21 protein-coding genes and 1 tRNA gene are annotated in these 22,583 nt (G+C 63.7%); 11 read left to right on the top strand and 11 right to left on the bottom strand.

From position 1 onward, the window contains the following. Positions 1-65: 65 nt before the first annotated feature. On the bottom strand, positions 66-554 hold the full coding sequence (locus tag ACVW1B_RS13780; RefSeq protein ID WP_456821653.1) for a YciE/YciF ferroxidase family protein: 489 nt from the start codon (positions 552-554) through the stop codon (positions 66-68). A gap of 238 nt (positions 555-792) precedes the next feature. Here ACVW1B_RS13780 and ACVW1B_RS13775 point away from each other — a divergent pair, with 238 nt between their 5' ends. From ACVW1B_RS13775 to ACVW1B_RS13755, 5 genes are all read left to right on the top strand, one after another. Beyond that, positions 793-996 (top strand): CsbD family protein, encoded by a 204-nt coding sequence (locus tag ACVW1B_RS13775; protein WP_028331989.1) that lies wholly within the window; start codon positions 793-795, stop codon positions 994-996. Positions 997-1,097: 101 nt separating this feature from the next. Beyond that, positions 1,098-1,706: a cysteine hydrolase family protein gene (locus ACVW1B_RS13770; RefSeq protein ID WP_310879229.1), complete on the top strand. Its 609-nt coding sequence runs from the start codon at positions 1,098-1,100 to the stop codon at positions 1,704-1,706. 569 nt (positions 1,707-2,275) lie between these two features. Then, positions 2,276-3,295 carry a TRAP transporter substrate-binding protein gene (locus ACVW1B_RS13765; protein WP_018271684.1) on the top strand — a complete coding sequence of 340 codons (1,020 nt, stop codon included), beginning with the start codon at positions 2,276-2,278 and terminating at the stop codon, positions 3,293-3,295. A 22-nt stretch (positions 3,296-3,317) separates the two neighbouring features. Further along, a complete protein-coding gene (locus ACVW1B_RS13760) occupies positions 3,318-5,204 on the top strand; it encodes a TRAP transporter large permease (protein ID WP_456821652.1) in 1,887 nt (628 codons plus the stop codon). A 25-nt stretch (positions 5,205-5,229) separates the two neighbouring features. Continuing rightward, complete coding sequence (locus tag ACVW1B_RS13755; RefSeq protein ID WP_456780534.1) at positions 5,230-6,879, top strand: acyl-CoA synthetase; 1,650 nt, start codon at positions 5,230-5,232, stop codon at positions 6,877-6,879. A 4-nt stretch (positions 6,880-6,883) separates the two neighbouring features. Here the strand turns inward: ACVW1B_RS13755 and ACVW1B_RS13750 are convergent, their stop codons facing one another. The 6 genes from ACVW1B_RS13750 to ACVW1B_RS13725 form a co-directional block, all read right to left on the bottom strand. Further along, entirely contained in the window at positions 6,884-7,690 is an 807-nt protein-coding gene (locus ACVW1B_RS13750; RefSeq protein ID WP_456821651.1) for an MBL fold metallo-hydrolase, read from the bottom strand. Further along, complete coding sequence (locus ACVW1B_RS13745; protein ID WP_456781911.1) at positions 7,687-8,478, bottom strand: TatD family hydrolase; 792 nt, start codon at positions 8,476-8,478, stop codon at positions 7,687-7,689. The genes ACVW1B_RS13750 and ACVW1B_RS13745 overlap by 4 nt, the downstream gene beginning before the upstream one ends. 14 nt (positions 8,479-8,492) lie before the next feature. Further along, complete coding sequence (gene metG, locus ACVW1B_RS13740) at positions 8,493-10,487, bottom strand: methionine--tRNA ligase (protein WP_456821650.1); 1,995 nt, start codon at positions 10,485-10,487, stop codon at positions 8,493-8,495. A 73-nt stretch (positions 10,488-10,560) separates the two neighbouring features. Next, positions 10,561-11,601: a DNA polymerase III subunit delta' gene (locus ACVW1B_RS13735; RefSeq protein WP_456821649.1), complete on the bottom strand. Its 1,041-nt coding sequence runs from the start codon at positions 11,599-11,601 to the stop codon at positions 10,561-10,563. Continuing rightward, positions 11,598-12,284, bottom strand: coding sequence for a dTMP kinase (tmk, locus tag ACVW1B_RS13730; protein ID WP_456780537.1), 687 nt, complete (start codon positions 12,282-12,284; stop codon positions 11,598-11,600). Before tmk ends, ACVW1B_RS13735 begins: the two co-directional genes overlap by 4 nt. A gap of 1 nt (position 12,285) precedes the next feature. Further along, on the bottom strand, positions 12,286-13,545 hold the full coding sequence (locus tag ACVW1B_RS13725) for a D-alanyl-D-alanine carboxypeptidase family protein (RefSeq protein ID WP_456780538.1): 1,260 nt from the start codon (positions 13,543-13,545) through the stop codon (positions 12,286-12,288). A 162-nt stretch (positions 13,546-13,707) separates the two neighbouring features. On the opposite strand from ACVW1B_RS13725, the gene ACVW1B_RS13720 reads away from it, so the two are divergent. Then, entirely contained in the window at positions 13,708-14,643 is a 936-nt protein-coding gene (locus tag ACVW1B_RS13720; protein WP_456780539.1) for an alpha/beta fold hydrolase, read from the top strand. Between the two features lie 33 nt (positions 14,644-14,676). On the opposite strand, the gene ACVW1B_RS13715 is transcribed toward ACVW1B_RS13720, so the two are convergent. Then, complete coding sequence (locus ACVW1B_RS13715) at positions 14,677-15,609, bottom strand: septal ring lytic transglycosylase RlpA family protein (RefSeq protein WP_375166483.1); 933 nt, start codon at positions 15,607-15,609, stop codon at positions 14,677-14,679. A 787-nt stretch (positions 15,610-16,396) separates the two neighbouring features. Between ACVW1B_RS13715 and ACVW1B_RS13710 the strand changes: the two genes are divergently transcribed. Next, positions 16,397-16,831: an NUDIX domain-containing protein gene (locus ACVW1B_RS13710; RefSeq protein WP_456792249.1), complete on the top strand. Its 435-nt coding sequence runs from the start codon at positions 16,397-16,399 to the stop codon at positions 16,829-16,831. Here the strand turns inward: ACVW1B_RS13710 and ACVW1B_RS13705 are convergent. Continuing rightward, the gene (locus ACVW1B_RS13705) at positions 16,785-17,264 is read right to left on the bottom strand and encodes an arsenate-mycothiol transferase ArsC (RefSeq protein WP_253610014.1); all 480 of its coding nucleotides are present in this window, start codon (positions 17,262-17,264) and stop codon (positions 16,785-16,787) included. The two genes, ACVW1B_RS13710 and ACVW1B_RS13705, sit on opposite strands and share 47 nt — an antisense overlap. Before the next feature lie 987 nt (positions 17,265-18,251). On the opposite strand from ACVW1B_RS13705, the gene ACVW1B_RS13700 reads away from it, so the two are divergent. Further along, entirely contained in the window at positions 18,252-18,380 is a 129-nt protein-coding gene (locus ACVW1B_RS13700; RefSeq protein ID WP_310879235.1) for a hypothetical protein, read from the top strand. Positions 18,381-18,424: 44 nt separating this feature from the next. On the opposite strand, the gene ACVW1B_RS13695 is transcribed toward ACVW1B_RS13700, so the two are convergent. Further along, entirely contained in the window at positions 18,425-18,670 is a 246-nt protein-coding gene (locus ACVW1B_RS13695) for a hypothetical protein (RefSeq protein ID WP_141342008.1), read from the bottom strand. 941 nt (positions 18,671-19,611) lie between these two features. Between ACVW1B_RS13695 and ACVW1B_RS13690 the strand changes: the two genes are divergently transcribed. From ACVW1B_RS13690 to ACVW1B_RS13680, 3 genes are all read left to right on the top strand, one after another. Then, positions 19,612-20,088: a hypothetical protein gene (locus ACVW1B_RS13690; protein WP_456780541.1), complete on the top strand. Its 477-nt coding sequence runs from the start codon at positions 19,612-19,614 to the stop codon at positions 20,086-20,088. 479 nt (positions 20,089-20,567) lie between these two features. Continuing rightward, positions 20,568-20,657: transfer RNA gene (locus ACVW1B_RS13685), tRNA-Ser, on the top strand. A 299-nt stretch (positions 20,658-20,956) separates the two neighbouring features. Then, positions 20,957-21,511, top strand: coding sequence for an SGNH/GDSL hydrolase family protein (locus tag ACVW1B_RS13680; protein WP_456780542.1), 555 nt, complete (start codon positions 20,957-20,959; stop codon positions 21,509-21,511). A 7-nt stretch (positions 21,512-21,518) separates the two neighbouring features. Here ACVW1B_RS13680 and ACVW1B_RS13675 read toward each other — a convergent pair whose 3' ends face one another. Next, the gene (locus ACVW1B_RS13675) at positions 21,519-22,439 is read right to left on the bottom strand and encodes an alpha/beta fold hydrolase (protein ID WP_456821648.1); all 921 of its coding nucleotides are present in this window, start codon (positions 22,437-22,439) and stop codon (positions 21,519-21,521) included. Positions 22,440-22,583: the final 144 nt, after the last annotated feature.

Here is a 22,583-nt window from a genome sequence, read left to right as displayed (position 1 = left end):
GCGTCCAATCTACCAACAAATGCGAGCGTGTGTACAAAGCGGACGTCGCTTCATCGCGCGTCTGGTCAGGCGGCTTCGGCGTTGATGCCGCTGACGGCGAGCTTGGTGAGCGCTTCATCCGTCTTCTTTTCCTCGGCCAGGGTCTGGTCGATGAGCTTGACCGCATCCTTCATGCTGAGCCGGTTGGCCCAAGCCTTCAAGGTGCCGTAGCGGGCGATCTCGTAATGTTCGACCGCCTGGGCTGCCGAGAGCAGGCCCGCGTCGAGCGCCCGCGTGTCGGCATACTCCTCCATGATCTCCTTACCCTCGTCGATGATCCCCTCGATGGCGTCGCACTTCTTGCCGCGCGCCGGCTTGCCCATCAGGTCGAAGATCTGCTCGAGCCGCTCGATCTGTCCTTCGGTCTCGTCATGATGCTTCTCGAACGCCGCACGCAGATCGTCGGACTCGGCGGCCTTGGCCATCCGCGGCAACGCCTTCAGTATCTGCTTTTCCGCGTAATAAATGTCCTTGAGGGTATCGAGGAAGAGGGCGCTGAGATCCTTGTCCGGCATTGGTCGCTCCGTGTGTTGGGTGAATAGTCCGGAGTGCCAACACGAGTGCGGAAAGCAAGTTCCTATCCTTGATCGATGCGTGGCAAAGCGCCTCGTCGGCCGTCGCACATTCGAGCGGGTCACGATGGAGCTTGGTCGGATTGCGAAGTCTGGATTGCGAAGTCTTGCCGCAACGTGACTTCGGAACGAAGCCACGGCCGTCCCGTTGGTCGGTCTCATCGTTCAAGGGAGAACCGCAATGGATTGGAATCGTGTCGAAGGCAACTGGAAGCAGGTCAAGGGCAAGGTCAAGGAGCAGTGGGGCAAGCTCACCGATGACGATCTCGATGTGATCGACGGCAAGCAGGACCAGCTCGAGGGCCGTCTGCAGCAGCGCTACGGCTATGCCAAGGATCAAGCCGCCAAGGAAGTGAACGACTGGTACGGCCGCCAGAAATGGTGAACGGGACCGCGTTCCGGGCCCCGCTTCGGCGGGGCCTTTCGCGGCCTGGGCGGCTGAGCCTGCGTGTGACGGCATCCGGTCGGCGCGCGCAGGAGTGAGCGATGGGACAGCTTCTGAGCCCGCCGGGTCCGCGCGCGGCGCACCTTTGCATCGACATGCAGCGGCTGTTCGAGCCCGGAGCGCCCTGGGCGACGCCCTGGATGGACCGCGTGCTGCCATGCATCGTCGAGCTGGCGCAGCATGCACCTGAACGTACCGTGTTCACCCGCTTTATTCCGCCGCGCTCGAAGCACGACGCGCGAGGGATTTGGCGGGCTTATTACGAGAAATGGGAATGCGTGACCCGCGAGCGGCTCGATCCGGAGTTGATCGAGCTCGTGCCGGCGCTCGCCGCCTGTGTGCCGCCGGCCGCCATCATCGACCGGCCGATCTATAACGCGTTCGGTAATGGGCGCCTGCAAGCTCATCTGGATGCGCATGGGATCGATACGGTGATCGTGTCGGGCGGTGAGACCGACGTGTGCGTGCTCGCCACCGTGCTGGCCGCGATCGATATCGGCTACCGGGTGATCGTGGCCGAGGACGCCCTGTGCAGCTCTTCCGATCAAAGCCATGACGCGCTGCTGCAGCTCTATGCCGAACGCTTCAGCATTCAGATCGAGGTGGCATCCACGGCCGATATCCTCCGGATGTGGACCCTCGACGACTGAAGCGACAACGGGCCGAAACGAGGTACCGGTATCAGGGCAATCGGAGCAGGGGTGGCAATACCTGCTTCCTGGGGCTGAGCTGACGCTGGCGATGCGTAGCTGCGAGGCAGGCGTGCCTGGCTGATACGGCTCATCGCTCAACCGCTGGAAGGTAGGACTGGGCCGTCGATCTGTCAGACGGAGCCAAGGTTCCTGATTCTCGGCGTCGCGGCGAAGGTGAGCGGAGCAATGGGAAAGCTGCCGGCGATCGTAGTCACGCCCATATCCGTAATTCGCATAAGGTATATTATGGAATATTTATATCTACAATTAGATCAGATATTTAGTGGGAAATCTTCGCACTGGTCCGCAAGTTGGCGCGCGTGACGGTGTGTCCCGAACTGTCGCCTAGCCGGTGCTGGTGCCGCAGCGATGCGCGCGCGCGCATCTCGTCTGAAAGCCGATATTGCCGCCGCGTACGGACGCTGCAATAAGCCCCAGCTGTGCAGAGATCGCTGGTGACCCGGCGGCATCAGGTCCGTATAGGATGGCATCTCAGAACAACAACAAGCCTCTTGAGGGAGCAACCAATGAGCTTTTCACGACGCACGCTGCTGAAGGTTTCCGCCGCTTCCGCCGTCCTCGGCGGGATCGGCGCGCCCTATGTCGCGCGCGCCCAGTCGGCCGAATTCTCTTACAAGTTCGCCAACAATCTGCCGGAGTCGCATCCGTTCGTGGCGCGCGCCCGGGAGATGGCCGCGGCGATCAAGACCGAGACCAACGGCCGTTTCGACCTGCAGGTGTTCCCGAACAGCCAGCTCGGTTCCGATACCGACATGCTGAGCCAGGTGCGCTCCGGCGGCGTCGAGTTCTTCACGCTGTCCGGCCTGATTCTGGCGACCCTGGTGCCGGCCGCCTCGATCAACGGCATCGGCTTCGCATTCCCGGACTATCCCACGGTCTGGAAGGCCATGGACGGCGAACTCGGCGCCTATGTGCGCGGCGAGATCAACAAGGCCGGCCTCGAGGTCATGGAGAAGATCTGGGACAACGGCTTCCGCCAGACCACGTCGTCGACCAAGCCGATCACCGGTCCCGACGACCTCAAGGGCTTCAAGATCCGCGTGCCGGTGTCGCCGCTATGGACCTCGATGTTCAAGGCGTTCGATGCATCGCCCGCCTCGATCAATTTCAGCGAGGTCTATTCGGCGCTGCAGACCAAGATCGTCGAAGGCCAGGAAAACCCGCTGGCGCTGATCTCGGCGGCGAAGCTCTACGAGGTGCAGAAATACTGCTCGATGACCAACCACATGTGGGACGGCTTCTGGTTCCTGATGAACCGCCGGGCCTGGGCGGCGCTGCCGGACGACATCAAGACCATCGTCGCCAAGAACGTCAACGCGGCGGCCGTCAAGGAGCGTGAGGATACCGAGAAGCTGAACGCCACCGTGAAGCAGGAGCTCACGGGCAAGGGGCTCGTCTTCAACCAGCCCGAGGTCGGGCCGTTCCGCGACAAGCTCCGCGCCGCCGGCTTCTACGCCGAGTGGAAGGGCAAGTACGGCGAGAAGGCCTGGGATCTGCTCGAGAAGTCCGTCGGCAAACTGTCCTGATCGATCAAACAGGAGGCTTGCCATGGCTCATGTCGAGATGACGCCGGCCGTGGCCGGCGAGGCGGCGTCGCAGCCCCCTCGCCGCCACTCCGTTCTCGGCTCCATCGACGCAGCGCTCGGGATGCTGGTGGAAATCCCGGCGGCGATCCTTGTCGTCGCCGAGGTCGTGATCCTGTTCGCCGGCGTGGTGTCGCGCTACGTGCTCCATGCACCGCTGATCTGGTCCGACGAACTGGCGTCGATCCTGTTCCTGTGGCTCGCGATGCTGGGATCGGCGGTTGCGTTCCGCCGCGGCGAGCACATGCGGATGACGGCGCTGGTCGCAAGTGCGGGACCGCGGCTCTGGGCCTATCTCGATGTGATCGCGACCTGCGCCGCGCTGGCGTTCCTGATCCTGATCGTGCGGCCGGCCTATGAATATGCCTACGAGGAAAGCTTCATCACCACGCCGGCGCTGCAGATATCCAACACCTGGCGCGCGGCGGCGCTGCCGGTCGGCACCTGCCTGATGGCGCTGTTCGCGCTGCTGCGGCTGGCGCGGGTCGGCGATTTCAGGACCTTCCTGCTGGCCGCGCTGACCGTAGCTGCGCTGATCGGGCTGTTCTGGCTGGCACAGCCGATGCTGCGGCCGCTCGGCAATCTCAACCTGATCATCTTCTTCGTCGGCGTGGTCGGCTTCTGCGTGTTCGCCGGCGTACCGATCGGCTTTGCCTTCGGCATGGCGATCTTCGGCTACCTGGCGCTGACCACGCGGACGCCGCTGATGGTGCTGGTCGGCCGGATGGACGAGGGCATGAGCCATCTGATCCTGCTGTCGGTGCCGCTGTTCGTCTTCCTCGGCCTCCTGATCGAGATGACCGGCATGGCGCGGGCCATGGTGGCGTTCCTCGCGAGCCTGCTCGGCCATGTCCGCGGCGGCCTGCATTACGTGCTGGTCGGCGCCATGTATCTGGTCTCCGGCATCTCCGGATCGAAGGCCGCCGACATGGCCGCAGTCGCGCCTGTGCTGTTCCCGGAAATGAAGCAGCGCGGCGCCAAGCCGGGCGATCTGGTCGCCCTGCTCGCCGCCACCGGCGCGCAGACCGAAACCATTCCGCCGAGCCTCGTGCTGATCACGATCGGCTCGGTGACCGGCGTCTCGATCTCGGCGCTGTTCACCGGCGGCCTGCTGCCCGGCGTGGTGCTGGCGATCACGCTGTCGGGGCTGGTGTGGTGGCGCTACCGCGGCGAAGACCGCAGCCACGTCCAGCGCGCCACCGGCAGCGAGATCGGCAAGGCGTTGGTGTTCGCCCTGCCCGCATTGGCCCTGCCCTTCGTGATCCGCTACGCCGTGGTTGAAGGCATCGCCACCGCCACCGAAGTGTCGACCATCGGCATCGTCTACGCCTTCGTCATCGGCCTCTTGATCTACCGCCAGTTCAACTGGCGACGTCTGTTGCCGATGCTGATCGACACGGCATGCCTGTCGGGGGCGATCCTGTTCATCATCGGTACCGCGACCGGCATGGCCTGGGGCCTGACCCAGTCCGGCTTCTCGCGGGCGCTGGCGGCGGCGATGACCGGGCTGCCGGGCGGTTCAGCGACCTTCATCGCGGTCTCGATCCTGGCCTTCGTGATCCTCGGCAGCGTGCTCGAGGGTATCCCGGCGATCGTGCTGTTCGGGCCGCTGCTGTTTCCGATTGCGCACCAGGTCGGCGTCCACGAGGTGCACTACGCCATGATCATCATCCTGGCGATGGGCATCGGGCTGTTCGCGCCGCCGTTCGGGGTCGGCTATTATGCCGCCTGCGCCATCGGGCGCGTCGATCCGGCCGAGGGTATCCGGCCGATCTGGGGTTACATGCTGGCGCTGTTGATCGGCCTGATCATCGTCGCCATCTTCCCCTGGATATCGATCGGCTTCCTGTAAAGCACCTTGCGGATGGGATAGAGCCATGAGTGCAGCTCAGAACCAGTACTCGATCGGGTTGGACAAGACGCCGGCCAACTACGTGCCGCTCTCGCCGCTGAGCTTCCTGGCGCGCTCGGCTGCCGTCTATCCCGACCATCTCAGCGCGGTCTATGAGGGCCGCAGCTTCACCTGGAAAGAGACCTACGAGCGCTGCAGGCGCTTTGCGTCCTATCTCGCGGGCCATGGCATCGGCCATGGCGACACGGTCGCGGCGATGCTGCCGAACATCCCGGCGATGAACGAATTGCACTTCGCGGTGCCGATGACCGGCGCGGTGCTCAACGCGCTCAACATCCGCCTCGACGCGGCATCGATCGCGTTCCAGCTCGAGCATGGCGGCGCAAAGATCATTCTGGTCGATCCCGAATTCTCCGGCGTGATCGCGGAGGCCCTGACCCTGATGAAGGGCGCAAAGCCGTTCGTGATCGACGTCGATGACGCGGCCTTCGGCGGCGGCAAGCGGATCGGCGCGATCGAGTATGAGGCGGCGGTCGCGGCGGGCGATCCCGGCTTCGTGGAACGGCCGCCGGCCGACGAATGGGATGCTATCGCGCTGAGCTACACGTCGGGCACGACGGGCAATCCCAAGGGCGTCGTGACCCATCACCGCGGCGCCTATCTCAACGCGGTCAGCAACATCCTCGCCGGCAATCTCGGCCAGCATCCGGTCTATCTCTGGACGCTGCCGATGTTTCATTGCAACGGCTGGTGCTTCCCCTGGACGATCGCGGCGGCCGCCGGCGTCAATGTCTGCCTACGCAAGGTCGACCCGGCCAAGATCTTCGAACTGATCCCGAGACACGGCGTCACCCACATGTGCGGCGCGCCGATCGTCTACAACACGCTGATCAACGCGCCCGATGCGCCAAAGGGCGGCAAGGCAAAGCCCGTTGTCGGCCTGATCGCCGGCGCGGCGCCGCCGGTTGCCGTCCTCGAGGGTGGCGAGCGCATCGGCATCAAGCTGACCCACGTCTACGGGCTGACCGAGGTCTATGGCCCCGCCTCGGTCTGCGCCGAGCAGCCGGGCTGGGACGAGCTGTCGGCTGATGCGCGCGCGCAGCTGAAGCGGCGCCAGGGCGTGTCCTATCCGCTGCAGGAAGGCGTCACGGTGCTCGATCCCGAGACCATGCGCGAGGTGCCGCGCGACGGCGAGACCATCGGCGAGGTCATGTTCCGCGGCAACATCGTGATGAAGGGCTATTTGAAGAACGCGAAGGCGACGCAGGAAGCCTTTGCCGGCGGCTGGTTTCACACCGGCGATCTCGGCGTGCTCGACGAGCACGGCTACGTCATCATCAAGGACCGCTCCAAGGACATCATCATCTCCGGCGGCGAGAACGTCTCCTCCGTCGAGGTCGAGGACATCCTCTACAAGCACCCGGCGGTGCTGTTCGCGGCGGTCGTGGCAAAGCCCGACCCGAAATGGGGTGAAGTGCCCTGCGCCTTCATCGAGCTGAAGGACGGCGCCAAGGCGACCGAGGCCGAGATCATCGCCTATTGCCGCGAGCACATGTCGGGGTTCAAGACGCCGAAATCCGTGGTGTTCGGCGTGATCCCGAAGACCTCGACCGGCAAGATCCAGAAATTCCTGCTGCGCAACCAGGTCGGATCCGCCAAGGCGATCTCGGCCTGAGTCTTCAGCCTGCCCGGTCGAGCGTCAGCCGCATGCCGTCATGGGCCGGGATGACGTCGGCCGGCAGGCTCTGCCGCAGCACCTCGTAGTCGAGGTCGGAATGCATGTTGGTGATGACCGCGCGCTTCGGCTTGAAGCGCTCGATCCACGACAGCGCGTCCGCAACGCTGAAATGGCTGGGATGCTGCGCATAGCGCAAGCCGTCGACGATCCAGAGATCGAGACCTTCGAGCGCCGACCAGCTCTCCTGGGGGATGTCGTGCAGATCGGGCGTGTAGGCGGCGCCGCCGATGCGGTAGCCGAGCGCCGGGATCTTGCCATGGTGCACCAGGAAGGCCGCGAGCTTCAGCGGGCCGCCCTTCCCCTGGACCGTATGGCTCTCGCCGGCCTCGATCGAATGCCGCGTCAGGATCGGCGGATAGTCGCTGCCTTCCGGCGAGATGAAGCAATAGGAGAACCGCGCCATCATGTCCTTCGCGGTCGACTGGTTGAAGTAGACCGGGATGCGGCGGCGTTGGTGCAGCACGACCGATCGTAAATCGTCGATGCCGTGGGTCTGGTCGGCATGCTCATGCGTCAGGAACACCGCGTCGATGTGCTCGACATTGCTGTCGATCAGCTGCTCGCGCAGATCGGGCGAAGTGTCGATCACGACCCGCGTGGTGCCGTGCTCCATGGTGCGCTCGGCCATGATCGAGCAGCGGCGGCGGCGGTTCTTGGGATTGCTGGGGTCGCAGGCGCCCCAGCCGAGTGCCGGGCGCGGCACGCCGGCGGACGAGCCGCAGCCCAGAATGGTCAGTGTCAGCGTCATGCAGCAACCTTCGGCGCCGGCACCTTGGAGAACAGCCGGAAGAAGTTTTCGGTGGTCTGTCGCGAGATCTCCTCCAGGGAAACGCCGCGGGTTTCCGCGAGCACCCTGGCGACCTCGACGACATAGGACGGCTCGTTGCGCTTGCCGCGGAATTTGCCGGGCGCAAGATACGGCGCGTCGGTCTCGACCATGATGCGGTCGGCCGGCAGCTCGGCTGCCAGGGCCCGCAGCGCGTCGGACTTCTTGAAGGTCAGGATGCCCGTGAACGAGATCGACAGCCCAAGCGCGATCGCCTTCATCGCGAGTTCGCGCCCGCCGGTGTAGCAGTGCAGAACCGCCTTGAACGGGCCGTTCGCGACCTCGTCCTCCAGGATGCGGCCGCAATCCTCGTCGGCCTCCCGGGTGTGGATGACGAGCGGCAGGCCGGTTTCGCGAGCCGCCGCGATGTGCGCGCGAAAGCCGCGCTCCTGGGCCTCGCGCGAACCGTGCTCGTAGAAATAGTCGAGCCCCGCCTCGCCGAGCGCCACGACCTTCGGATGCTTCGTCAGTTCGATCAGTTCGCTGGCCGGGATGCCGTCCTCTTCGTCGGCATGATGCGGATGGGTGCCGACCGAGCAGTAGACGTCGGGAAAGCGCTCCGTGATCGCGAGCAGACCGCCGAGCCGCTTCACCCGGGTCGAGATCGTGACCATGCGGCCAATGCCGGCCGCCTCGGCGCGCCCGACGATCCCGTCGAGATCGTCGGCAAAGTCGGGAAAATCCAGATGGCAATGACTGTCGACCAGCATGAATTTCGAACCACTCACTCGGTCTTCGGTTCCACATAGCGCGGGAAGACGCCGACAGGCGCAGGCAAAACCGTACCCGGCTTGATCCGTTCGGCGACCGCCGCGAAGCTGCGGGCGTCAGCAGCGATACCGAGGCTGTCGAGCATCTTGCCGCAGGACTCCGGCATCACGGCCTGCGCCATGATCGCGATCTGGCGCACGACCTCGGCGGTGACATACAGCACCGTCTTCTGGCGCGCGGGATCCGTCTTCGCCAGCGCCCACGGCGCTTCGCCGGCAAAATAGCGGTTGGCCTCGGCGACCACGGCCCAGACCGTGTTGAGCCATTGATGGATCTGCTGCGTCGCCATCGCGGTGCGTGACGTCTCCAGCATGGCGTCGGCCTGCGCCAGAATCGCCTCGTCGTTGTCGCTGAATTCGCCGGGCTCCGGCAGCACGCCGCCGAGTTGTTTGGCGATCATCGACAATGAACGCTGCGCCAGATTGCCGAAATCATTGGCGAGGTCGGCGTTGATACGCGCGACGATGGCCTCGTGGTTGTAGTTGCCGTCCTGGCCGAACGGCACTTCGCGCAGAAAGAAGTAGCGCATCTGGTCGACGCCGTACTGCTCGGCGAGATTGAAGGGGTCGACCACGTTGCCGACCGACTTCGACATCTTCTCGCCCCTGTTGAACAGGAAGCCGTGTGCATAGACCCGCTTCTGCACGGGAATGCCTGCCGACATCAGGAAGGCCGGCCAGTACACGGCGTGGAAGCGGATGATGTCCTTGCCGATGATGTGCACGTCGGCCGGCCAGTAGCGCCAATGCTTGTCGTTCTCATCGGGATAGCCGACGCCGGTGATGTAGTTGGTCAGCGCGTCGACCCAGACATACATCACGTGCTCGGGATCGTCCGGGACCTTGACGCCCCAGTCGAACGTGGTGCGCGAGATCGAGAGGTCCTTGAGCCCGCCGCGCACGAAACTCATCACTTCGTTGCGGCGCGAATCCGGGCCGATGAAATCGGGCCGGCTCTCATAAAGGTGCAGCAGCTTGTCCTGGTAGGCCGACAGCTTGAAGAAATAGCTCTTCTCCTCGACCCATTCGACCGGCGTGCCCTGCGGGCCGCGGCGGACATTGTCCTCGCCGACGACGGTCTCCTCCTCGGCGTAATAGGCCTCGTCGCGCACCGAGTACCAGCCGGCATAGGTGTCGATATAGATGTCGCCATTGTCCTGCATACCGCGCCAGATCGCCTGCACCGACTCGTGATGCGCAGGCTCCGAGGTGCGGATGAAGCGGTCGAACGAAACGTTGAGACGCTCGTCCATCTCCTTGAACCGCGCCGCGTTGCGGGTCGCGAGATCGTACGGCGTCATGCCCTCGCCGGCCGCGGTCTGGATCATCTTCTGTCCGTGCTCGTCGGTGCCGGTGAGGAAGAACACGTCCTTGCCGTCGAGCCGCTGGAAGCGCGCCAGCGCATCGGTAGCGATCGCCTCATAGGCGTGGCCGATATGCGGCTGACCGTTCGGATAAGCGATCGCGGTCGTGATGTAGAAGACGTTGCCGCGGTCCGCGGCGGGCACCGGGACGGAAGCGGCCGCAGGAGCTGCCGCTGCGGGTTGCTTCGGCGCGCGAACCTTTGCCGGTCTCGGCGCCTTCTCGGTAACGGGAGCCATCGGCGCGGCGGGCTTCTTTGCCGCCGGTGCGACGGCTGCTGCGGCTACTTTCTTCGGCGGAGCTTTGATGGCCTTCGCAGCAGCCTTCTTGGCCGTGCTCTTGGCCGTCTTCTTCGCAGCCTTCTTGACGGTCTTTTTGACGACCTTCTTCGCCGCCGATTTCCTGGCGCCCTTGGCTCCGGTCTTGAACGTGGACTTGGACTTGGCGGCCTTCTTCGCTTTCTTGGCGACGCGCCCGGCCTTCTTGGCCGCGCGCGATTTCGCCGTGGCTTTGCTGGTCGCGCGAGCGGGCGATGCCTTTTTCGTCTTCTTGGCTTTCTTCGACGATTTCTTCTTAGCGGTCGCCACCACGGAATCCTTTGCAGATCGAAACGAGATTGTCGGGAGTGTTGTCAGACGGATGTGTTGTCAGACGCGGTGTCTATCGGGTCGCATCCGCGAGCATCGAAAACACCGAGAAAACCAGCGGCTTGCGCTCCAGATTGTAGGCTTCGGTATCGCGCGCGGCGCGGACGATCTTTTCCCATACCTCCGCCAGCCGTGCAAGGCGCGGCAGATTGGCATTGGCGTCGCCCGTGCGCATGCGCTCGCTCATCCAGCGATCGATGCCGTCGATGAAGGCGGCGAGCGCGACGCGGTCGCTGGTGCCGAGCGCTTCGCCCAGCGCATGCAGCTCACGCGGATCGACGCTCGGGAGCGTCGCGAGCAGCGCGGCCGTGCGTTGCTGCAGTTTCAGCGCATCGCCGCCGAGCAGCGACAGCGCCCGCCCGACGCTGCCTTCGGATGCTGCGGCGGTTTCCGCCAGCGCCGGATCTGCGGCTTCGATATCGGTTGCGGCCGCGGCCGCACGCACCACATCGTCCGTCTCCAGCGGCCGCAGCAGCAATTTGCGGCAGCGGGACAGAATGGTCGGCAGCACCCGTGACGGTGCGTGGCTGACCAGGAGGAACAGCGACTGCTGTGGCGGCTCCTCGAGAATTTTCAGCAGCGCGTTCGCGGCGTTGGGATTGAGCTCGTCGACGGTGTCGACGATGCAGACGCGCCAGCCGTCGACCGCGGCCGTCGAGCCGAAGAACGAGATGGTCTCGCGTGTCTCGTCGACGGTGATGACGGTCCGCATCACGCCGCGATCGTTGAGGCCGCGCTCGAGCACAAGGAGCCCGCCATGAGCGCCTGCCGCGACCTGCCGCGCCACGGGGTCGGCCGGATCGACCCGCAGCGTTGGCGCCTGCTGCACCTGGGACGATTTCGGATTGCCAAACGCCAGCACGAACCGCGCCATGCGGTAGGCCAGCGTCGCCTTGCCGATGCCCTGCGCGCCGCCGATCAGCCAGGCGTGCGGAATTCGCCCGCTGCGATAGGCATCGAGCAGCGCGGTCTCCGCCTCGCGATGCCCGAACAAATCCGGCGTTTCGCGCGGATGGCGGGCGGCGCTCTCCTGTTCGACCTTGCGCGCGCTCATGCGATGCTGTCCGCCGCAAGCGTTGCGCGCAGATGTTCGCGCAGCGCGGCCCATATCCTGGCCGTGACCGTGTCCGGATCGGCCGTGGCGTCGATCAGCACGCAGCGCTCCGGATCTTCGGCTGCGATCCGGCGGTACGCGTCACGCAAATCCTGATGGAACTTGATGCCTTCGGCTTCGAAGCGATCGGCCGTAGCGGTGCCGCGGCGCGCGGCAGCGCGTTGCAGTCCGACCTCGACCGGCACATCGAGGATGAAGGTCAGATCGGGCTTGAGATTACCGATGGTCACGCGCTGCATGGCGTTGACGAGTTCGGGCGACACCTGCCCGAGCTGGCCCTGATAGGCACGCGTGGAATCGAAGAAACGATCGCACAGCACCCAGATGCCCTGGTTGAGCGCCGGCAGGATCACGGTGCGGACATGGTCGTCGCGCGCGGCGGCGAACAGCAGCGTCTCGGCCTCCGGCCCGAGCAGCTTGCCCATCCCCGACAGCACGAGGTGACGGATGATCTCCGCTCCCGGCGAGCCGCCCGGCTCGCGGGTCACGATCGCGCGCAGTTTGGCGACATCGAGCCGTTCGGCAAGCTTGCGGATCTGGGTCGATTTGCCCGACCCCTCGCCGCCCTCAAAGGTGATGAAGCGACCGCGCAAGCTCGGCCGTTGGACTGCTGCTTCCGCCATGTCAGAGCTTCTCGACCCCTGCGCGGAACATGCCGATGACCAGCTCCTGGGCGCCATCGAGCGCGCGACGCATCGTCGATCCGGTGCCGACGGCGTCCGCTGCGAAGACCGGAGCCTCCATCGCGACATTGGCGCCGCGCCACACCCGCACCACCCCGATCTTCTGGCCGGCGGTGATCGGCGCCTTGACCGGGCCGCTATAGATGACGCGCGCGAGCAGCTTGTCGTTGCCGTTCTTCGACACCATCACCTTGATCGGATCGGGGCTGACGAGCTTGACCGAGCGGCTCTCGCCGCCGAACACCCGCGCGTAGCCGACCGGCTGATTGGCCGCGATCAGGGTCCGCGTCTCGAAGCTGCGGAACCCCCATTCCAGCATCTTCTTGGCTTCGGTCGCGCGGTCCTCGGAATCCTCGAGGCCATTGACCACGACGATCAGCCGCGTGTCGTTCTGCATCGCCGAGCCGACCATGCCGTAGCCGCCTTCCTTGGTGTAGCCGGTCTTCAGGCCGTCGGCACCGGGCAAGGCGTTCAGCAGCGGATTGCGGTTCTGCTGGCGGATCTTGTTCCAGGTGAATTCCTTCTCGCCGAACAGCTTGTACCTGTCCGGGTAGGTCAGGATGATGTGCCGCGCCAGCATTGCGAGCTCCCGGACCGTCATCTTGTTGGCCGGGTCGGGCAGCCCGTTGGAATTGCCGAAGGTCGACTTGGTCATGCCGAGTTCGCGGGCGCGCTTGGTCATGACGTCGGTCGCAAAGGTATGCTCGTTGCCGGCAATGCCTTCGGCGAGCGCGATGCAGGCGTCGTTGCCGCTCGGGATGATCGCGCCATGCAGGAGATCGTCGACCGAGACCTTGCTGTTGATCGCCGCGAACATCGTCGATGTGCCGGACGGCGCCCCGCCCCGTCGCCAGGCGTTCTCGCTGATCCGGTACTCGTCCGTGAGCTTGACGTCGCCCTTCTTGATGGCGTTGAACACCACCTCGGCCGTCATCAGCTTCATCATGCTGGATGGCGCGCGCAATTCGTCGGCGTTCTTCTCGAACAGCACGCTGCCGCTTGAGGCCTCCACCAGGATCGCGGTCGGCGCATCGCCGTCGAAGCCGCCCTCTTCTTTCTTGGCGCCCTGGACGCTGTTGTTGGCGGCGTAGACCACCCCGCCGCAACCGATCGCCAGCGCGACCGCGGCCGCGACCAGGCCGCGCCAGCAACGCCCGGCGCGAGCTGACAACGTGCGGGGAACTGCGGTCTGGGCTGCCATCGGCGATGTCCTGAAAGACTGCGTTCTAACAGCTGGAAGTATCGCAAACAACTGAGGTTTCTGCGCTTGTGCACGGCAAGCTGGATTGCCGCCTGCGTCGAACGTCCGTATCCTTGGAACCAGCTAACGTCAGCAGAACCGGCAAACAAGGCGGAAACGCGAATGTCATCCTCCCGCACCATCTCCGCCAACGGCATCGACATGTTCCTGCGCGAGGCCGGGCAAGGCCCGCTGGTCGTGCTCTGTCATGGCTGGCCGGAACTGTCCTATTCATGGCGGCACCAGATCGCGGCGCTGGCCGCGGCAGGCTTTCGGGTCGTCGCGCCTGACATGCGCGGCTTCGGCCGCACCGGCGCGCCGGCCGAGGTCGGCGCCTACACGATCTTCGATACGGTCGGAGACATGGTGGCGCTGGTTGCCGCGCTCGGCGAGACACGCGCGATGATCGTCGGCCATGACTGGGGCGCGCCGGTGGCCTGGCACGCGGCCCTGTTCCGTCCCGACATCTTCACGAAGGTCGCCGGCCTCAGCGTGCCGCCGCCGTTCCGCGGCCGTGGTCGCCCGCTCGAGACCCTGCGCGACAGCGGCATCACCAATTTCTATTGGCAGTACTTCCAGCCGCCCGGCGTGGCCGAGGCCGAGTTCGAGCGCGACATCGCCCACACCATGCGCCTGGTGCTCGGGCGTGGCGTCTCCGATCCAAGCTCGATGTTCGTCGACGAGGCCAAGGGCTTCCTCGGCAAGCTGCCGGCCGGAATGCCGTTGCCGGCCTGGCTGACCGAGGCCGACATTGCCGAATTCGCCGAAGGCTATCAGCAATCCGGCTTCCGCGGCGGCCTCAACTGGTACCGCAATCTCGACCGCAACTGGGAGCTGACCGCGCCCTGGCAGGACGCGCAGATCCATCAGCCGTCGCTGTTCATCGCCGGCTCGAATGATTCGGTGATCACCGGGCTGATCGGCGCCAAGCGGGTCGCGGACATGGAGCGCGTGCTGCCGAACCTCAAGCAGAAGCTGATCATCGAGGGGGCCGGCCACTGGATCCAGCAGGAGCGTCCCGACGAGGTCAACGCGGCGCTGATCGCGTTTCTGAAGTGATCAGGCCAACAGCCTGATCTGTAAACGCATGGCTCAGTAGAGCCCGCGCCCGCTCAGGACTTCGGCCGGTCCGCGCGCGTCGATCGGGACATAGGCGGCCGCCGGGCTCGGGCTTGCGGCGTAGCGCGCGTCGCCCTCATAGGAGACTTCGCGCGGATTGTTCAGGGCGCGGCGGTGTGACCGGCTCGAGGCCGACATTTCCGAGGTGGCGCTCACCGAGGCGTAGTCGGCCTGGGTGTTGCCGAGGCTGTAGGGCCGCCCCTCAGGCAACGGAACGTCGCCACGGACCCGGCCCGAGGAGGACGACATCTCCGGCACGAACGGCCGTGCGGAGGCGACGCGGACCATCGACGGGGACGGCGCTGGAGTACCGGTGCGCAAGGTCGCCATCAGCTGGCGGTCGTCGGACCCCTCGAGCGGCGCCCGGCCGACATATTCGACGCGAACGCGCGCCACGCCATTGCCTTTGAATTCAAGCAGTTCTGCGGCTTTGTTCGAGACGTCTATGAGGCGATTGCCGTGGTACGGGCCGCGGTCATTGACCCGAACGACGAGCGATCGGCCATTACTCAGATTGGTGACGCGGGCGTAGCTCGGCATCGGCAAGGTCGGATGGGCGGCGGTGAGCGAGCCCATGTCGAACACCTCGCCATTGGCGGTCAGGCGGCCATGGAAATCGTCGCCGTACCAGGACGCCATGCCCTCGGCGCGGTAGTTCTCGTTCTCCTCCGGCACATAGGTGCGGCCGGCGACAACATACGGCTTGCCGATGCGATAGGTGCCGCCGCCTTTCGGCACGGGATCACCCAGCGCCACCACGCGCGGGCTCGACGACACCCCGTATTTGGGGTCGACCCGGTTGGCGAACTTGTTCGAGGAGGCACAATTGGCGAGGACGAGGCACGTCGCCACCGCAACGGCGCCGCGCGCCGTCCGGATCATCGAATCTGGCCGTCTAATCCCCATCTGCCCCAAGTACCATTCTGCCGGACGTGCGCCTACTCCGAGGCGTCGAAGTCGTTTGCCGTCGCTGTGCGGCCCACCTCCGCACCAGAGCGTGACGATATCGCAACCGGAACACGGCGGAAATGGGGAGAGCCGGCGGGCGGTGGCGTCTTGGTGAATGGTCTGTTGCGCCGCCTCCGTCGTTCTACTGACCTTCGCCCCTGCCAAACGCCCTCGCCTGTCCCGCGATCAGACACACTGTTGCAGCAAATCATCAGTCCGGGCGCATCTTGGATTCCAACAATTGAATCTTTTTGACTGTGCAAGCCTGCAATCGTTCTCTCCTCCGTGTGGGGCGCAAAGGAAGTTTGCGATGATCGAGACGGTTACAGCGGTGATGGGCCTGGTGAGTGCGGCGATCTTCTTGGCGCACGCCGTGGAAGGCTATCGGTACCGGGCCTGACAGTCCGTTGAAGGCGGAAAGACGCGTCACCTCTTTCCAGGAGTGAATGTTCGGAAAGCTTTAATCAATTCGGATGAGCATCGATTGAAGGCAGGTGTATCATGCGTAATCACGATTTGGTCTCCGACGGGTTTCTGACCCTGACCGCAGCAAGCCTCGTGCTGCTGTGCTCGAGCCTGCTGGCGTTCGCTTTCGGCTGAACGTTTTTGAGATTCTACCGGCGCCCGTGCGACGGGCATCGGTTACCCCTACTCATTCCCCGCCAAACGGGTTGCGGCAGACGCGCTGTCTTCTCCCCGCCCCACTCGTGACGCATCCTCGCCGTTTCCCGAAGAGGGTGTACGGATGACCGGCAGTGTCAGGGAGGGAACGTCCGCCCTTCTCGTCAGCACAGATGGCCGGCTGCTGATGCAACTGCGCGACGACCTCCCGCATGTTACCGATCGCGGAAAGATCAGCCTGTTTGGCGGACGGCGGGAGGGCGCCGAGACCTTCCTCGAATGCGTCGTTCGCGAGATCCACGAGGAGATCGGCTACTACCTGCCGCCCGAGCGTTTCGAGTTGATCGGCCGCTATTCCGGTCCCGATCATGCAACGCCAAACGGCACGCTTCGCGGCGAGGTGTTCCTCGCGCGCGATGTGCCCATCGGCCAATTGACGGTGACCGAAGGCCGCCTCGAGATCGTCGCCATCGACGATCTCGAACGCATCAGCGACATGCTCGCGCGACCGGCTACGTTTGCGCTGGAGATCTTTCTGAAGCGCGAACCGATGACCTGAGCGCCGAAACCAGTGCGCGGATGTGATCGTCGATCATGGCCAACGCGACTGACGGATGAGCAAAGTCGATATCGTCCACGTGCCAGTAAGTCACACTGTCGGCGACCTCGGGGAACCGGCGCTCGATCAGCGGACGGTGCTCGGTCTCCTTGAGCGCGATCACCAGGTCGGCATCGTCGAAGTCGGCCAATGAACAGGGCTGCGGAAAGCGCGTTGCGCCTTCCGGCACGATGCCGCTCGCGCGGAGACGATCGTCGGTGAAGACTGACATCGGCCCGACATTGTCGGGCGATCCCCGCTCGGCCGCGCCTCTGGAGGATGCGCGCCACGCCAGTTGTTCGGCTCTTGCAAGATGATTGAACAGTTCCTCGGCGTATCGACTGCGATAGTAGTTGCCGGTGCAGAGAAAGAGGACCCGCTTCATGGGCGTCATGATGGCCAAGGTGGGCCCTCGCGGTCAACGGCGTTGCAAGCGTGGGCCCTTTGAGTTCACGGACCGGCGAATGACGGGCCCGCCCGGGTTTCGCTGCCAAGTTCGCGTTGCGTTCGGCGCCGCCCTACGCTAAGGGCCTGATCCTTGATCCGGAAGGGTGGCCGAGTGGTTTAAGGCACCGGTCTTGAAATACAGTTTTCGCTGTCCTTCCAGTCCCGCCCCATCCCCGAGCATCTTGTTTTGTTGGCGTTTCTCGAGGCGGTCGCGCCGGCTGATGCCTGCTCGTCCCTACCCGTTTTATTGAGTTGGGTGCCAATTGCGGTGCCAATCGGCGCTCAGAAATCGACATCCAGTAGGTGTTGCCAATCTCCGAGTAGGTGTTCCTTTTCATACCTAGTAACGGGGGGCCGAGACGAAACATCGCCGCCCAGCGCTCCGCCAATGTGTATCTGAAGTAGAGTTGGCGGAGCGGGTGCCAATTTTGCGGCGGGCGGCAACGAAAACGGCCCCAGCTTGGGGATCGCTGAGGCCGTCGTTTCGTCTGCTGGGGGCACGGGCGCCAATGAGCAGGCCGCCTCGATTCAGCAGAGCGCCGGTACATCCGCGGCAGTCTGAATAGTACTCGACGTCGCTCGTGCTTGCCGAGGTCTCATGGGGTACCCCAGAGGGGCGCATCCGGAAATGTGGGGCCGTTAGCAAATCAGCAACCCCATCGGCGCAGGCTCCTCTGAGGGACGGGACCGTTGGGGACGCAGCACGGTCACGTTTCGGAGGAGCTGGCGCGCCGGCCCTGAGCGTCGGCTCCTCTTTTCGACCTTGTGTGAGTTAGGCAACAGCCGTCACTCCGCGTGCCTGCTAAGGAAATGATGCTGGGAATTTCAGGGCCCTAGCACTGGGAATGACAGGGCGCCGCCGGGACAAACCATTTCGGGCCCGGCGGCGTAATTTTTGAGATTTACCGCGCTGACGCGTGAGAGGCGTCTCGAGATGTCTGGCGACAAGATTGCTGCAAAGACCGTGCTGTTCGCGCTGGCCATCGGCATTGCCGTATGGGCAACTATGGGGGCGCCCGAGCCAGGCACAAATTCGCCGATGCACGTCGCCAGCAGGCGATGAGGCCCCCTACTTGGTAGATTGGGCGCTGTCGGTTTAGGTCGCCGTCATTCGAGCGGTAGAGAAAGCGTCGGCAGCGGCTTATTGCCCTGCTCGCAACCTGTTCGCCCCTTGACCGGTAGAACCGGCGTCGAGGCATCCGGGGCAGTCCGGCCAATGAAATGGGTCAGATTAACGCCCGATGACCACTCCACATAACCAATAGCCGAAAAGGCGAACGCTCCCACGATGAGAATACTGAGCACTGAAGCGGCGGCTGCTGACGGCAAGCTTTGGCTGCTAAAAAACGGCATCATGATTCTCCGACACCGAGTTGCCACCCATCCGTGCGTTAGGCCGACTCGCGATGATCGAGTGTGAACGGCCTCACACATCACGCACACTTGATGCCGGAGCGTTCGGCTTCAGGTCATTGGCCCGTGGCATAGCCGCATAGCCCCCTGCAGTTTGCTCGGTGCTGGGGATTTCAGCGTCCCAGTTTAGGAAGGAAACGCCGCCGGGGAGTGTATTTGTGAGACTGAGGGCGTCTTTTCTTGGAACTATTTCGATGATCCACAGGGGTATCGTGAAGCTGCTGGGCAGCAAAGACAGTAGCTAGCCGCCCCTCACCAAAAGCCCGATTCCAAAATCTTTAATAAATTCGGACCAGCCTCCTTCCGCGACAGGGAGGTGTATCATGCGTAACCATGACTTCGTGTCCGATGGATTCCTCGCGTTAATCGCGACCTGCCTTGTGCTGTTGTGCTCGGGCCTGCTCGTTATCGCATTTAGCTAGTCTGACCTTGGCGCCCTCATCGTTCCGGATGCTCCTAGGGCCGCTTGGGGCTCCCCCCGCGCAGAGCCGTGGTCGCGCGTTGGCTGGCGCGCCTGGTCTGCACAGCTTGCGGCGCGGCCGGCGTTGCGAACATCGTTCCGGATTGGCATGACAGAATTGGTCACGCGATGACACTCAGTCAGGGATGGAGGTCGCAATTTCCCTGACGTCGCCTAGCTATTTAGAGTTATGACAACCCGCCGCATCTCCGATTGCCACCTTTTCCCCATACACTTTGCATAGGTGCACCGCGGGGCGCCCATGGGAGCGAGACTGCTCCGGCGTCTATGCCGCCGGGGCTCCTCGACCGCGCCCTGTCTTTGAGAATCCTCTTTGAAATCGACGGGCAATGTTTTTTGCGTGTGCCTTCACACCTGCTCGGCGTCTCTTGCTGTGCGCACCCATTGGAGGATTAACGTTATGCCCAACAGGCCTCTAATTACGCTTCCTCAAGCTGCTACCGATCACATGTCGACGATAGGTCAGCAGCAACTGCCGTCAAACATTTCTCCGGCCGTGCACATCGTTCATGACGACGCAAGTATCCAATTCCAACTCTATACTGGTACCACCGGCGTAACTGACGTCTTCGTTCTTGATTTGAGCCAGTACCAAGGCAATAGCGTTGACGCAATCGACAACTTCGAAGCTGATCGTGATGTCATCGCCTTCATAAATGCTCCAAGTGATTTCACCTACGAGAACGTAACGAACGTGGCGATGATTAAAGGGTTTCCACCTACGGACGACGATCCCTCCATCGTGAATAGTTTAGCTTCGGCATACACCGACTTTCGATCCGTTGACGCATACGTCTTCGACACACTGAGCACGAATACGTCGTTCTCCGCCACGAACCTCGTTCATCTCACCGATGGAACAACAATACTAGTATAGGAGGGGAAAATGCGAAATCCGCGACTTCGTTACCGCAAGCCGCATTGGACAATATGTCCGGCACCGCCGCAGAACCATCTGCCGTTGTGTGATTGAATACTTGGCGGCCAGAAAAAGCCCAACCCCGGCTGCTTCGCCAATTCGATTCGCAAAACCAGCCGAGGATACCGTACCAAAGCGCTACGGCAAGGCGTGGAGCGACTTCCAGCCCGAGATAGGGTTCCACAATCTCCGGCACACCCACGCATCTCAGCTGATCGACGCCGGCGTGGACATCCTCACCATCTTGAGCGGCTCGGCCACGCGAAGCCGGACATCACCTTGCGCGTCTACGCCCACTTGTTTAGGAACGACGACGGCAACGCGGCGGCGATCAATGCGGCGTTTGCGCGTTAGGTGCCAATCGGGTGCCAATCGGGTGCCAATTTCGCAGTTTGTTCTATTCAAACAAGCTGCTAAGCGATTGAAATTGTTGGATTGGAAGGGTGGCCGAGTGGTTTAAGGCACCGGTCTTGAAAACCGGCGTGCCCGCAAGGGTACCGTGGGTTCGAATCCCACCCCTTCCGCCACTGCTTTCGATTGGGCGACTGTCCGGCCGGGCTCGGAGCTGAGACCAAAGCGGCCGCGATAGCCAACCACCAGATGGCCGCAACGAAGGTAACGGGTTGCGCGCCGCCGTATCCGGCAACCTCCCGCAAGACGTGATCCGCAGAATGTGATCGCTCCGGCGTTGCGCGGTTGTTTCTGAATATTGCTCGGGCTGGAGCCGCGATGATAGCTCTGAAGAGCAATGCGTCGCGCACTACCTTGGGTTTTGGCCGTTACTTTTCTGATTGGTTTTGTCGCTTCCTTTGCGGAGCTGCAGAGGATGCGCAACCGCTTCGGCGAAGTGTCTCAGCACGCCTTTCACGATCATGCGGCTGTGCGCGAATTCATGATACGCGCTGCGCTCGCCGACGCGCCGGCGCCGATCGTTGTGCTTGGCGATAGCATCACCGAAATGGCTCCGCTGCCCCGGCAGCTCTGCGGACGTCCGGTCGTCAATGCCGGCGTTGGCGGTCAGACCATCGCGGAGGCAAAGCAGCTCGCCGGGCGCGTACTGCAGGACCAGGGCGCGTTCTTGCTCGTCCTCGCAGTGGGCGCGAACGACGCCGGATCGCCAACGGCGCAACGCGACTTCACCGACCTCATCGAGACCGTCAAGTCGCTGTCGACGCGGCCATTGGTGGTCATCGCCGTCGCAGCTGACGAATCGACCAACCGGGCGATCGAAGCCGCCGCAGTTGCGCGCGGTGTTCGGTTTATCGACCCGCATTTGCCGCCCGGCGCGAAGATGGCCGACGGCATTCACTTCACCGCGGCCGCCTACAAGGCCTGGGTGCCGGCACTTGAGGCGGCGATCTCGGCGGAATGCACGATGTGACGCGCAGTCACGTTTGTTGGATGAACTCCGCGATCAAGCCGGTGATTTCCTCAGGCGCATCCTCGAAGCAGTAATGCCCGACACCGGCAAGGCGCCTGACCGGCGCCGTCGGGAAGATTGCGGAAAACAGCAGCAGGAAATGCTCCGCGCGCAGCGTGCGGTCCGCCTCGCCCCAGATCGCGAGCGCAGGCTTGCTGCGGATCAAGCGGTCGGCGGCGGGATCGGGCGCCTGGAATTGATGCGCGCCGATCGCAAATCCCTTGGCCCAGCCAATCGCACCGAGGCAGTCCGCCGGACGGGCGAAGTGCGCGCCGTAGGCGGCGAGCCAGGTGTCCGTGATGACGGCGTTGTTCTCGAATCCGTTGAGCTTCAGCGTGCTCAAAATGTTGAAGCCGAGCTGTCCGAGAACCGGCTCGAGGTCGCCACTCGCATCGGCCTTTGCGATCCATTGAAACCACGGCGAGACCTGCGCGTTGGCGGCGACGCGATCGAACAGATCGCTCTGCCCGAACGGCGTTGGCCCATTGGCGGCGACGATGCGGCGGATCCAGCCCGGATGACGGGCCGCCAGCCCCATGCCGACCGGGCCGCCGAAATCATGCATGACGAGCGTGATGTCGGTGAGATCGAGCGCGCGGACCAGCGCTTCGAGATTGTCGACATGGTCCTGCAGCCAATAGCTGCGATGCGCCGGCGTCGCGCTCTTGCCAAAACCCATGTGATCCGGAACGACCACCCGGTGCGTCGCACTGAGGCCCGGCACGAGGTGGCGGAACAGATAGCCCCAGCTTGGTTCGCCGTGCAGGCAAAGCACCACCTCGCCGTCCCGCGGACCTTCGTCGACATAATGCATCTGAAAGCCCGGCGCCGCACTGAAATGCGGTGCGAAAGGAAAGGTGCCGTCGAACGCGGCGTCGGCTTGGATCATGGTGGACCTCGGGAGGTTTTAATTTGAAACCATCGTGTATCGCTTGAGGTTTTACTTTGCAACCAATATATCGAACCCACGATCGGGTGGTTTTCCGGCCGCGGCACTGAGCGCCGATCATCCCCCAGGGAATGAGTGTTGAGG

It is taken from the genome of Bradyrhizobium sp. USDA 4502 (assembly GCF_054063355.1).
Note: the sequence above shows the minus strand (reverse complement) of the source record. Positions and strands in the feature narration are given on the sequence as shown.